This window comes from Mesorhizobium sp. A623 (assembly GCF_054489405.1).
The window spans coordinates 25,540-38,478 of sequence record NZ_JBTMXB010000037.1; the positions used below are offsets into that span (position 1 = coordinate 25,540).

At 61.2% G+C, this 12,939-nt stretch carries 12 protein-coding genes; 1 reads left to right on the top strand and 11 read right to left on the bottom strand.

The features are described from left to right. Positions 1 to 99: 99 nt before the first annotated feature. The 11 genes from ACX3P1_RS23745 to ACX3P1_RS23795 form a co-directional block, all read right to left on the bottom strand. The gene (locus ACX3P1_RS23745; protein WP_459082045.1) at positions 100 to 1,632 is read right to left on the bottom strand and encodes a DegQ family serine endoprotease; all 1,533 of its coding nucleotides are present in this window, start codon (positions 1,630 to 1,632) and stop codon (positions 100 to 102) included. A 126-nt stretch (positions 1,633 to 1,758) separates the two neighbouring features. Beyond that, positions 1,759 to 2,223 (bottom strand): cytochrome c-type biogenesis protein, encoded by a 465-nt coding sequence (locus ACX3P1_RS23750; RefSeq protein WP_459082046.1) that lies wholly within the window; start codon positions 2,221 to 2,223, stop codon positions 1,759 to 1,761. Beyond that, on the bottom strand, positions 2,220 to 4,211 hold the full coding sequence (locus tag ACX3P1_RS23755) for a heme lyase CcmF/NrfE family subunit (RefSeq protein WP_459082047.1): 1,992 nt from the start codon (positions 4,209 to 4,211) through the stop codon (positions 2,220 to 2,222). The genes ACX3P1_RS23750 and ACX3P1_RS23755 overlap by 4 nt, the downstream gene beginning before the upstream one ends. Before the next feature lie 14 nt (positions 4,212 to 4,225). Next, positions 4,226 to 4,669, bottom strand: coding sequence for a cytochrome c maturation protein CcmE (gene ccmE / locus ACX3P1_RS23760; protein WP_459082048.1), 444 nt, complete (start codon positions 4,667 to 4,669; stop codon positions 4,226 to 4,228). 3 nt (positions 4,670 to 4,672) lie between these two features. Further along, on the bottom strand, positions 4,673 to 5,809 hold the full coding sequence (gene ccmI, locus ACX3P1_RS23765; protein ID WP_459082049.1) for a c-type cytochrome biogenesis protein CcmI: 1,137 nt from the start codon (positions 5,807 to 5,809) through the stop codon (positions 4,673 to 4,675). Positions 5,810 to 5,900: 91 nt separating this feature from the next. Next, on the bottom strand, positions 5,901 to 6,344 hold the full coding sequence (locus ACX3P1_RS23770) for a hypothetical protein (protein WP_459082050.1): 444 nt from the start codon (positions 6,342 to 6,344) through the stop codon (positions 5,901 to 5,903). Between the two features lie 112 nt (positions 6,345 to 6,456). Further along, positions 6,457 to 7,845 carry an ATP-binding protein gene (locus tag ACX3P1_RS23775; RefSeq protein ID WP_459082051.1) on the bottom strand — a complete coding sequence of 463 codons (1,389 nt, stop codon included), beginning with the start codon at positions 7,843 to 7,845 and terminating at the stop codon, positions 6,457 to 6,459. A gap of 31 nt (positions 7,846 to 7,876) precedes the next feature. Beyond that, a complete protein-coding gene (locus tag ACX3P1_RS23780; RefSeq protein WP_459082052.1) occupies positions 7,877 to 8,542 on the bottom strand; it encodes a response regulator transcription factor in 666 nt (221 codons plus the stop codon). Between the two features lie 101 nt (positions 8,543 to 8,643). Further along, positions 8,644 to 8,964, bottom strand: a complete 321-nt coding sequence (locus ACX3P1_RS23785; protein ID WP_459082053.1) for a hypothetical protein — start codon at positions 8,962 to 8,964, stop codon at positions 8,644 to 8,646. 115 nt (positions 8,965 to 9,079) lie between these two features. After that, positions 9,080 to 9,286, bottom strand: coding sequence for a hypothetical protein (locus ACX3P1_RS23790; RefSeq protein WP_459082054.1), 207 nt, complete (start codon positions 9,284 to 9,286; stop codon positions 9,080 to 9,082). 33 nt (positions 9,287 to 9,319) lie between these two features. Then, entirely contained in the window at positions 9,320 to 11,965 is a 2,646-nt protein-coding gene (locus ACX3P1_RS23795; protein ID WP_459082055.1) for a baseplate multidomain protein megatron, read from the bottom strand. A gap of 50 nt (positions 11,966 to 12,015) precedes the next feature. On the opposite strand from ACX3P1_RS23795, the gene ACX3P1_RS23800 reads away from it, so the two are divergent. Next, on the top strand, positions 12,016 to 12,786 hold the full coding sequence (locus ACX3P1_RS23800) for a hypothetical protein (RefSeq protein WP_459082056.1): 771 nt from the start codon (positions 12,016 to 12,018) through the stop codon (positions 12,784 to 12,786). Positions 12,787 to 12,939 lie beyond the last annotated feature (153 nt).

Consider the following 12,939-nt stretch of genomic DNA (forward strand, 5'->3'; position numbering starts at 1 on the left):
GCCGATTTCCGAGGATCGGGTTGCTCGCATGATAACCTCGCTCCAATCTCGCTATTGCGGCAGCGGACGATGAGCGTCCGCTGCCGCTGGAACCAGCTTTCAACCCTGCTGGGCTGCGGGCAGAGCGACAAAACGGTTGTTGTTGTCGTGGGTTATCTGGAACAGTACCGACTTGCGCCCGGCTTTGGCCGCGTCGGCCATCGCCTTGGTAACATCATCAACGCTTCCGACTTCGGTCGAATTGACCGCAACGATCGTATCGCCAGCCTGGATGCCATGATCCGAGGCGGAACTGTCCGGATCGACATCGGTTACCAACAAGCCCTTGCCGTCATCGGACTTGGTGACGGTCAGGCCAAGATCGGCAAGCGAATCGGATGTCGGGGAAGATTGCGGCTGATCGTCGGCCGACGCCTGCTTGTTGGCGGCGGGCAGATTGCCAAGGTCGATCTTGACCGTGTCGATCTTGCCATCCCGCCAGACGCTGAGTTCGACAGGCTTACCGGGGGCTTCCGCAGCAATCAGACGCGCGAGTTCCTTGGGCGAGTCCACATCCTTGCCATCGACCTGCGTGATCACATCGCCGGCAACCACACCGGCCTTCTTGGCCGGCCCATTGTCCTGGGCGCTCGCCACGAGTGCGCCCTTTTCAGACTTCAGCCCAAGCGATTCCGCGATGTCGGCGGTCACGGGCTGGATTTCGACGCCAAGCCAACCGCGCTTGACCGAACCGGTTTTCATGAGATCGGCGACAACGCTCTTGGCCGTCGAAGCGGGAATATCGAACGCGATGCCGACATTGCCGCCCGAGGGCGAGAAGATGGCGGTGTTGATGCCGATGACCTCGCCATTGAGGTTGAAGGTAGGCCCACCGGAATTGCCCCGATTGACCGACGCATCGATCTGGATGAAATCGTCATAGGGGCCGGCGCCAATATCGCGGCCGCGCGCCGAGATAATGCCCGCGGTAACGGTTCCGCCAAGACCGAACGGGTTGCCGACGGCCACCACCCAGTCGCCGACGCGAGCTTTGGAATCGTCGCCGAAGGCCACATAGGTGAATTTCTGGTCGCTATCGACTTTCAGCACGGCGAGATCGGTGCGCGGATCGGTGCCGACGAGCTTGGCGTCGAGTTCCTTGCCGTCGCTCATCACGACCGTGAAGGCGGTTCCTTCAGCGACCACATGGTTGTTGGTGACGAGGTAGCCGTCCTCGGAGATGAAGAAGCCGGAGCCCTGGGCCACAGGACGCGGCTTGTCGTTGCTGTGATCGCGTTGGCTGGGGCGCCTATTGCCGTCTTGGTTGCGGCCACCGCGAAACTGCTTGAAGAATTCCCGCAGCTGGGGATTGTCGGGCATGCCGTCTGGCCCTTGGAACATTTCGAAACCGTTGTCGGAGGTCTGCTGTACCTTGGCCTTGACGCGAACGCTGACCACGGCCGGCGAAACACGTTCAACGACATCGGCAAAGCTCGGGACCTGCGGCGCCTGGACATGCACCGCATCGGCCAGAACCGGTGCCGTTCCTGTTGTGACTGCACCAAATCCGATTGCGCCGACTATCGCCAAAGAAGCGACGGCTGCCATCAGGCTCTTTCGCGTACGCGAGTATGAAGTAGGGGCCTTGTTCATGATCTCTGTCCTTTGCCATATTGGTCGGGTGCGCAAACGGCATCCTCAAGACAAGAGATAGAGCGGTCGACATTACCGCTTCATTTCCGGCGAATGAAACTTTGGTAATGTTAGGCGGGTCGAAATTCAGCTGCGGCGCAAGACCTCGTCCAGCCGGGCCTGTTCTTCCGAAGTAAGCGAAGGCGCTTCGCGGCGGCGCGTGCGGGCCGAAAAGAACATGGCGATTGCACCCGCCAAAAGCAGGATGAGCGGCGTTGCCCACAACAGCACGGTGCGGACGCTCAAACGCGGCTTCAGCAGCACAAACTCGCCGTAACGGGACACGACATAGTCGACCACCTGGGCGTCGCTGTCGCCCGCCTTGATCCGATCCCGCACAAGAACGCGCAGGTCGCGCGCAAGGTCGGCATCCGATTCATCGATCGACTGATTCTGGCAGACCATGCAGCGAAGGCCTTCCGAGATCGTTCTGGCCCGCGCTTCAAGCGCGGGGTTCGCGAGCATCTCGTCGAGCTTCACGGCAAATGCGGCTCCAGGCGACAGCATCGTCGAAAACACGACCAGAAAGGCGAGCAGCGGTTTCACGTTCATGGCAAGGTCGGGGCCACGACGGCGCCTGATTTCTCGCGGCGGCGCGATGGAGCACCGACACGCAGGCGTCGATCCATCAGCGACATGCCCGCGCCCACCATCATCACCAGTGCGCCGAGCCAGATCAGCGTGACCAGCGGCTTCCACCACAAACGCACAACCACCGAGCCATCGGTGCCGTCATCGCCGAGCGATATGTAAAGCTGGCTGAGCCCGAGCGTCTTGATGCCGGATTCCGTCGTCGTCATCTGCCGGACCGGATAGAAGCGCTTGGACGATACGATTTCAGCCCCGGTCTTCCCATCGTCGCCGATAATGTGGAACCGCGCGATTTCCTCGCTGTAGTTCGGTCCCTTGGCCGGGGAAAGCCCCTCGAAACGAACCGTGTGGCCGGATAGCTCCACATCGTCTCCGGGATGCATGGAGAGGATTTTTTCGGTGCCGAATGAGAGCGTTCCGACGATACCAAGCAGGGTCAGCCCCAGACCCATATGGGCCAGCGCTGTACCGTACATCGAGCGCGGCAGCCCGACAAAACGCCGAAACACGGAAGACAACGCTACCTTGCCAACGCCCGCCTTGACCGCAAGATCGGTAAGAGCGCCGAAAATCAGCCAGAAGGACAGGCCGACACCCGCAATGGCGAAGGCCGACGCACCGTCGATGAAGAATGCGGTCACCAGGCTCGCCACAAGGGCGGCGGCAAAAGCCGCCATCAGCCGCTGGGCCACGGCGGCGACATCACCGCGCTTCCAGGCCAGCAGCGGCCCGAACGGAACCACGATCAACAGCGGCACCATCAAGGGGCCGAACGTCAGGTTGAAGAAGGGCGCGCCAACGGAAATCTTGTCCGAGGAAACGGCCTCGAGCAGCAGCGGATAGAGCGTGCCGACAAGAACCGTTGCCGCAGCGGTGGTCAGGAACAGATTGTTGAGGACAAGCGCTCCTTCGCGCGAGATCGGATGAAAGACGCCGCCCGTCGTCAAGGTGGAAGCACGCCAAGCAAACAGCGCCAACGACCCGCCGATAAAGAACATGAGGATGCACAGGATGAAAACGCCGCGCGTCGGGTCGGTGGCAAAGGCGTGAACGGAAGTCAGCACACCGGAGCGCACGATAAACGTGCCGAGCAGCGACAGCGAGAATGTCAGGATCGCCAGCAGCAACGTCCATATCTTCAAGGCCGAGCGCTTTTCCATGACGATGGCCGAATGAAGCAAAGCGGTTCCGGCCAGCCAGGGCATGAACGAGGCATTTTCCACCGGATCCCAAAACCAGAATCCGCCCCATCCAAGTTCGTAGTAGGCCCAGTAGGACCCCATCGCTATCCCGCCGGTGAGGAACATCCACGCGACAAGCGTCCATGGCCGTACCCAACGCGCCCAGGAGGCATCGATGCGGCCGTCGATCAGGGCCGCGACGGAAAACGAGAAGCAGATCGAAAAACCGACATAGCCAAGGTAAAGCAGCGGCGGGTGAACCGCGAGGCCGAAATCCTGAAGGATCGGGTTGAGGTCGCGGCCTTCTATCGGCGCGGGATTGAGCCGGGTGAACGGGTTGGATGACGCCAGCATGAAGAGGAAGAAGGCAGCGCCGATGGAACCCTGCACGGCAAGTACGTTGGCCTTGAGGGTCGCAGGCAGGTTCGAGCCGAACACCGCGACCAGCGCGCCGAAGAACGTCAGGATCAGCACCCAGAGCAGCATCGAGCCTTCGTGATTGCCCCACGTGCCGGTGATCTTGAAGATCAGCGGCTGCAACGAATGCGAATTTTCCCACACGCTCTGCACTGAGAAATCCGACCCGGCATAGGCCATCGCCAGTGCGGCGAAGGAAAGCGCGGTCATGGCAAAGCCGGTAACGGCGACCGGCCCCGCCACGGCCATCATCCGCTCGTTTCCGATGCGCGTGCCGATAAGCGGCACCGTCATCTGCACCAATGCCAGCGCAAATGCCAGAACGAGTGCGAAGTGCCCGATTTCAACCATGTCCGCTGCGCCTGTTATTCACCTTGGCTCTCCTGCCACACGCCCTTGGCCTTCAGTCCGTCCGCCACTTCTTTGGGCATATAGCGTTCGTCATGCTTGGCCAGGACGCTATCGGCGACGAACACGCCGTCAGGCCCGAACGCCCCTTCCGTGATGACGCCCTGCTCTTCCCGGAAAAGGTCCGGCAGAATGCCCGTATAGACTACCTTGACCGATTTTTGCGTGTCGGTCACGGAAAACGCCACGGTGGCGCCCTGCCCTCGCTGGATCGTGCCTTTTTCGACAAGACCACCCAGCCTGATGCGCTGGCCCGGCTGAAGCGTGGCGGCGGTCAAGTCGGCTGGCATGTAGAAATAGGACGCCTTCTGGCCAAGCGCGTAGAACGTCAATCCCGCCGCAGTCGCCAGGAAGGCCAGACCCGCGACAATCACCGAAAGCCTCTTTTGCTTGCGCGTCATTTTCTATTCCGTCTCGGTCAAGCCCAGCGCAGCGGCAAAGGCGACCAGCTTTTTCGCCTCGTCGCTTTGCGGCCCGAATGCGGCAACAGCGCGGTCGAGCGCGTCCCGCGCCTGCCCGGTCTTGCCAAGCACGATGTAGGAACGAACCAGGCGCGCCCATCCCTCGGTGTCCCGTGGATTTTGCCGGAGTTTTTCGTCGAGTGCCGCCACCATGGTTTCGATCATCTCGGTTCGCTCCTGCGCCGACATGGAGGATGCAGCATCCATATCCTGCTCTGTCGGGCCGACCGTGTTGCCTGCCGCTTCTTGCCGTTTTCCAAGCTCGGCAAGAGCGGATTCGGCGGCCTCATGCCATGCCGAATCCGATGGCTGGGTTGCAAGCATGGCCTGCCATCTGGCGGCCGCGTCGTCCTTGCGCCCTTCCTGAGCCATGGCTATCGCCAGATAGAAGCTTGCCTTGGGATTGGCAGGTTCAAGCTTGAGCGCGGCTTCGAAAGCCGCCTGCGCATCCGTGGAGACGATGCCGCCGGCAGCGTTGGCGATCGCCTCGCCAAGTCCGGCCTGGCGAGCCGCACTATCGCCATCGAGGCGAATAGCGTTGCGATACGCGGAAATGGCGTCTTCGTAACGGCGCATTCGCTGATAGATCGGCGCCACGACATCCCAGCCGCGCCCATCCGACGGATTTTGTGCAAGATGCGCCTCGGCTCGCGCCACCAGTTCGTCGATCGAACTGTCGGCGGGATTTTTGGCCAACCTCTCCGTGAGCGGTTGAGACGGCAGGTCCGGCGACCCTAACTGGCTATAAACACCCCAACTGACAAGCGGAACGAAAAGCACCGCCATCATCGTGACCAGGCGCATCGTTGCCGAGGTTCCCGGCGCACGCGCGTTTTCGACGGACGGGGCACTATCGAGCCGAATGATCCGCCGCGCTATCTCGGCGCGGGCCTGCTCGGCCTGAGAAGGGTGGATCAAGCCGCGCGCAACGTCGTGATCCAGTTCCGATAGCTGGTCGCGATAGACTTCCAGGTCATGGCTTGAACCAGCGTGGCCGCCCTTGGGGCGGGCAGCCAGCGGAAGCAATACCGCCAGGCTCGCACCCAGCGTCAGAATAGCGGCTATGACCCAGAACAGCATATCAATTCCAATAGCGGCATAGCCGCCGCCTGCCAACATGGGCGTCCTGCGACGCTTTGGCTGTTGCCCCGCCGGACCGCGCCAGCCCGGGTCAGGTCAACGGTGTCCAGCTGCCATCGGCGTTGCGGCAGGCCGTGCCTCGCGCCGTGGCAGCCGGCCCGCCAGCATACACGGTATGGGTATACTGCCGGCAATCCTGCGAGCCGACCCGATAGGGCTGGGCGGCCACGACTTCCCCATATCGGCTGGACGTGTCGCTTTTCCAGGTAACGGTCTGGCCGCTGGCTGTATATTCCAGCGCCTTGTACTCGGCTTCCAGGCCGCGGCGCTTTTCCCGGTCCGTCAGGCCCGCGCCGATTTTTCCGCCGACCAGACCGCCGCCCATCGCGGATATGATCGTCGAGGCGATCTTGGCCGGGCCGCTCTGTCCCGTCAGGGAAGAAGAGAGCTTGGCACCAATGCCGCTGCCGGCCCCGGTCGATGCACAACCGGAGATCACCAGAAGCCCCAGAAAGAGTGTTGAACGTATCTTCATTCGTAATCGGGATTCCACATTGCGGCGCCGTCAGGAACCTGGCGCTGGGATACTGTCCATGTTTGACCCAAGTTTGGCCGATCCAAGGTCAGGACCTGTTCAACGCCCGGCTTCATGAAAGGCTCCGCAATCGGACCAGCGCCTTCAAACCGCCTAAACTCGAGCGTTCGAGAAAGAGCGTCCCTCCATACTCGTTGACGAGATCGGCGACAATGGCAAGTCCCAATCCCGTTCCGGGTTTGGTTTCGTCAAGACGGCGGCCGCGCTTGAGGGCTTCGCGCGCCTTGTCTTCCGGTATGCCCGGTCCGTCGTCTTCTATGCCGATCTCGAACAGATCTTCCGTTTCATCCTGGCGCACGCGCGTCACCGACACCTGAACGGCGCTTTTTGCCCATTTCATCGCGTTCTCAAGCAGATTTCCCAGTACCTCTTCCAGATCCTCGCGCTCGCCGGCAAATACGATGTCATCGCCAGTCTGCAAAAGCGTCAACCGGGTCTGTGGATTGAGCTTTTGCACGACGCGCACCATCCGCTGCAGCAGCGGCGTCACCGGCGTGCGATAAACGACGCTGTCGCGCTGCGCGGCAACACGGGCCCGCTGGAGATAATGTTCCAACTGCCCCTGCATCGATGCCGCCTGCTCGGATATGAGCCGGCCCTTGGCGCCGCCCAGCGCACGCCCCTCATTGGTCAGGACGGCAAGCGGCGTCTTCAGCGAATGCGCCAGGTTTCCGACCTGTGTGCGCGCACGCTCGACGATGCGCTTGTTGTTTTCGATAAGCGCATTCGTTTCATTGGCGAGCGGTTCGATTTCGGCCGGGAAACGGCCGGTCAGTCTTTGTGCCGTTCCTTCGCGCACCAGGGCCAGCGCATCGCGAACCCTGCGCAAGGGCTGAAGCCCGATCAGGATGGCGATCGCATTGATGGAGATCATGCCGAAGCCAAACAAGGACAGATATGTCAGCAAACGCCGCTGGAACGAGTCGATCTCCTGCTCAAGCTCGGTCTGATTGCCCATCACGCGAAAGCGCGCGGCACGGTTCTTTGCGTCGAGCACGAACTCGCTCTCGAACACTTCCAAATCCTCGCCGTTAATGCCAGCGATGGTATAATTGCGTTGAAACGACGAATTAAACGGCACCTCGGCTACGCTTGGCGAGGGAATGGCTTCCGTCATCGAGGACGAATGCCGCTCCCCGGTCACACCTTCGGACGCAGGCTGCACGGACCAGTACCAGCCAGAATTCGGCTCCGAGAAGCGCAAATCGCCAAGGTCCGGCGAGCCGGTCAACACCCCGGTGTCGGAGATGCCGACGGACCCGATCAGGTTGAAAAGATGCGCCGACAACAGGCTGTCGAAACCACGTTCGCTGGCCTGCCGGTAGAGCGTATTGATAAGCGTAAAGATGACGATCAGCGCCACGATCGCCCATATCGTCGAAAAAGCGACGACGCGAAACGACAGCGAACGCGGCCATGCGCGGACCGACAGCTTCCTCATAAAACCTCGACTGGTGCGAAGCGGTTCCGCTTTACGCCTCCGGCTCACGCATTCGGTAGCCCATGCCGCGGACCGTTTCGATCATATCGATGCCCATTTTCTTGCGGAGCCGGCCGACGAACACTTCGATCGTGTTGGAATCGCGGTCGAAATCCTGATCGTAAAGATGCTCGACCAGTTCGGTTCTCGATACGACCTTGCCCATATGGTGCATAAGATAGGCCAGCAGCCGAAATTCGTGCGACGTCAATTTCAGCGGCGCGCCGTCGACATCGGCCTTCGAAGCCTTGGTGTCGAGCCGAAGCGGACCGCAGGTCAGTTCCGACGAAGCATGGCCGGCCGCGCGGCGGATAAGCGCCCGCAACCGCGCCAGCACTTCTTCGATATGGAAGGGTTTGGCGACATAATCGTCTGCGCCCGCATCGATGCCGGCGACCTTGTCGCTCCAGCGGTCGCGCGCGGTGAGGATGAGGACGGGCATCTTGCGGTCGTTGCGCCGCCAGCGCTCAACGACGCTGATACCGTCCATCTGCGGCAAGCCGATGTCGAGAACGACGGCGTCGTAAGGCTCCGTATCGCCCAGGAAGTGCCCTTCCTCGCCATCAAAGGCGCGGTCCACCACATAGCCGGCGTCGACGAGAGCGTCCGACACCTGCCTGTTGAGATCCTTGTCATCCTCGACAACGAGTACCCGCATCCTGTTCTTCCCTAAACTGTCGCGTCGAAATCAGGATTGGTTGCAAAACGCGGGACCAGCTATAGGCCGATTCCCGCATGGGTGGAAACGGAAGTCTCTCCTCAATTCTGAGGAACCACGACTTCGGTTCGGCGCGGGCGTTTTCCGTCCTTGCCGGGTACAAGCACCACGATGACGCAAACCGGCTGGCCGCCCTGCGTGGACTGCGACGCCTTGGCCAGCGTCCCGCCATGCTGCTGGGCTACCTGCTGCCCTACGGAGTAACAATCCGACGCAACCCTCACGAAGGAATCGGACCGGACCAGCACGCTGGCTTGGCCGGCCGGATCGGCACGCGGCATGGCAGTTGCCTGCGCTGCCATCAAGCCGGCAGAGGAGAGGGCCAGAATCGCATTTCGAAGAAGGGTCCGGAGCACGTTCATGACAGCGTCCTAACGCATCGGTACTGAACATGACATGAACAGTAAATATTCGTGATCCATGCATCCCCCTACGCGCTGGCTCCGGTCCCCGGCCACGGAGCCTCGCCCATTCATCCTAGCCTATCCGGTGTTTTGCCGACAACCGCCCAAACACGGCAATCAGGCCGGAAACGGCGCTTATCGCTTGCAGCAGGGCATCGGTAAGCGCCGAACTGTCCAGCCCGTCGATCGGCAGGCCGGTCAGCCCGGCCGCGCCGGTGAGAACCGTCACGATGGATGCCCAGATCGTACGCGAAAGATACCAAGGCTTGCTTGTCGTCATGGTCAGGTCCTTTCGATTGAGATGGCTGTCCGTTCAAGAAAGCGAGAAGCGGCGCATGGCGGCGATGCCCCAGCCCGCTGCGACGCTGAGTTGCCGGACCTTGACATCGATCATGCTCGGCATCTCGCCAAAATCCGATGCGATATCAGCATCTTGATACACAAAGCTCGTGTCCGAGATGTTCTGGCCCCGCACGATTTCCCCGCCTGCGGGCGCAATCTCGATCCGGTACTCCTCGCGCTCCTCGCCGAGCGGAATGTCGATTGGCTCCCACCTGTCGGCATCAATGCGGCCGCGCCGTATCCACGACAGTTTGAGGCCACCGCCGATCCGCTCGGCTTTCAGATGGACCGGCGAGAGCGGCAACAGCGACCGGACACCACCAATCTCGGCTTGGGTTATGAAGCTGGCATCGGACAGGTCGGAACCGGAAGGACCGACACGCCAATTCAGGAGCAGACCCGTTTCGCTTTCCAAAAGCCCTGCCGAAACCAGTGCGTCATCGATCAGGACGAAATCGGCGCCGGCAGGCGCACCCATCTCCATCGCGTCATTCGTTCCCAATTGACCGCGCAGCAAGCCCGAAAGCCGCCAGAGTTGCGGCGAAACTTCCTCCGCTCTTTCGAACTGGACGACTTCCCACGCGCCCAAAGCCGAGCGGATCGCTGCGGCGTTGGCTCCATTGAAAAGTTGCAGCATGCTGACCGTCGCAAGTTCGGAATCGAACAGTTCGACGAGGATCGAGCCGGCCCTGTCGATCCGCCCTTCGCGGCCCGGTTCCAGGGTCATCGCCAGCCGGCCCAGCACGGCTGCCTGATCGGCCATGGAGCGATAGACGAAGCCGGTATCCTCGGGAGACACGAAAAGCGCCTGACGCCGCCAGGGTTTTTGCCAGACCGCGGCCCGAAATTGCGCCTGCGGGTCGCCCTCGCCTATCGCCGCGGGCAGATCGAGGAATAAGGCATGTGGCTGCCCGACGGGAACGTCCGCCGCCGTGACGCCATCCGCACGTACGGGACGCCAGGGCGTGGGTGTCGTTCTCGCGATCTGGCGCGCGGAAACCTTCCTGACCAGCCCATCTTCCACCTGCGTCACCAGAAACTCGGAAGAACTGCCGGAATCCGGAATCCGCACGATCGATCCGGGTAGAATTTCCACCTGGGGCTGCGCGATGGAGAATGTCGCCGTCTCGCGCTGATACCATATGCGCTTCAGCCAGTCGTCGAGCAGCGCCTTGCCCTGCCCCGTCTCCAGCACGCCCGGAAATGAAATGCCGTGCTGGCGGCTGCCAGCCACGCCCAGCCGAACGCTGCGCACGGACGTCGATTGATATTCCGTGAGCGGGTTGAGAAACGCCAGCGTCGCCTCGGCGGGCAATTGGTGGTCCGGCGTCCGCGCGGTCTCTACCAGCGGCCCGCTTTCGTCGACCGCCAGTTCGGTTACGTCAATGGCTTGCAATCCGGTAGCGCCGGCTTGCCTGAAAAGCAGCGCATCGGCATCTTCGCAAACGACAATGTCGAAGAGTTCGGCCAGCGGTTCGATCGCGGCGCGGGCCGAGGTCGGATCAGCGATCACATAACCCTCGACCGTTCCCTCTACCCCCTTTGTGTCCGCCAGGGGCTGGCCGTGATCGACCAGGATGGCGTTAATGAGTACCCCGACACCCGGATTTGCCAGCCGACCATTAAGCCAATGGCCACGATCCCAGTTCGGACCGTCGCTCCACAGATCGCCGCGCAGCGGAAAAGCCGGGAATGGCCGCGCGTCCCATGCCCAGGGATAAATACGCGCCGTATCGATCATTCGCCCGCCATATACGGACGATTGCGGATTGTTGCTCTCCTCGAATTCCGTCCCCGAGGGGAGCCAATGGTTCATATGGGTTTCGAGGAACCGACGCTGCGCGCTGTCGGAGCGGCCGCCGTCCGAAAAATAGGGCGAAGCGCTTTCCACCGACTTCGGGTCGGGAAATACATTCGGCTGGTTCGGTCCCTTGTCGGTCGCCGGGCACCCAAGCTCGGTGAGCCAGATCGGCTTGCCTTGCGGGGTCCAGGCCGTGGCGTGCGCCGCCTCTACACCGCCTACCCTGTTGAAATGCCTGTTGGACCACCAGTTGACGATGTCCTTGTAGCGATAGGTCCACGGCTTGCCATAGGCACCATCGGTGATCGGTGAACGCTCTCGCTGGCCTCTCGCCTCCGGGCTAGGGTAGTACCAGTCGAAGCCCTCGCCGCCCGCAACCGCGTTGGCCATACCCTGGGCATCGTAAGGGGAAGCGAAACCGTCCGGGTTTCCTCCGCCGTAATCGCCATCGCGCCAGTCGGACAGCGGCATGTAATTGTCGATGCCGATCGCATCGATGACGCCGCGATAGGCGGGGGCATTCCCGGCACCTTGCTTCGCCTCGATGAGAGGGTCCACGGGTTGGGCCAGGCTATCGTTGTAAACCCGAATATCGACCTTCTCCCGGTCGATTTCGCGTTCATCGGCCCAGATACGGCGGATGCCGGCAATCTCTCCCTCGCACAACAGGAAGGCGACATTGGCGAAATAGGAATACTCCGTCACTTTCGGCCCAAGCTTTCCCTGACGGCGCGTCGATTTGCTTTCCTCGAAGCGCGTTGCCCAGATCAGCTTCCCGCCAAGACGGGCCGTTCCGTAAAGGCGTGGGATCGCCACCCCTCCTCCGCGGTGAACGGCCGCGCGCTGGTCAGGCGCGGTCCTTCCAGGTGCCGGGTGCTGTTGATCAGCGCCTGATCGACCACGTAGCCGGCAATCGCGCCGGCAGCAGATCCGATCGCGCCGCCAACGGAACCGAGGAAGCCGCCGAGATAGGAACCGGCAGCCTGCAGTCGAATTATGGCTCAACAAAGATGGAAGAGCTGTGGTACGCTCCTACAATGAGTGCGGCAACAATTGCACTGACATTGATCTTGTGGACTTGTTGGACTGGCTGCGCTCGGGATCGCCTGAGGGGGTATTTAACCATGGCAGAGGGATCACCGCTCTGTCCGCTTCTAAACGAAATTAACATCGCCGCCGCCAATGGCCTGCCATTTTTAGCAGTCGGCATGACGGTCACTTTGCCCGATATTTGCGTTTCGCTTTCTTCAACAGATGGGCGGACAAAGGGCGAAAGGTACAAAGCCTGGTGCAATGCCAATCTACCGCAGGATAAACTCAGCTTAGTTTCAGCAGACGATCTGTGGTCCATGCGTTGCGGGGTACTCCACAATGGTCGCTTTGGAGATCTGAAGCACAGTGTAGCGCGAGTGATATTCGCACTGCCAAACAGCGGAGCGGCGTTCGTGAACTGTCAGATAAACGACGCATGCTTCTATAGCGTTGTCGACTTTTGCAAGCTCTTCACCGATTCTGTTCATAGGTGGTTTGAGGCTAACAAAGGTGACGCAACGATTGCAGCTAATGTCCCGCGCTTGATGCAATACAGACAAGACGGGTTGGCTCCCTACATCGTCGGGCCTACGGTACTGGCATGACCCAAAAGACCGAAGAAAAAGAAGTTTCGAAGCGGCGCGACGAGGCCTTGCGCCACGCCCTCTCAACTCCGCCGAAACCTCAGAGTCGGACTCGAAAAGGCTTCAACTACATCCATATCTTGCAAGGCGTCTGGTGAGCATGCGGATATGGGC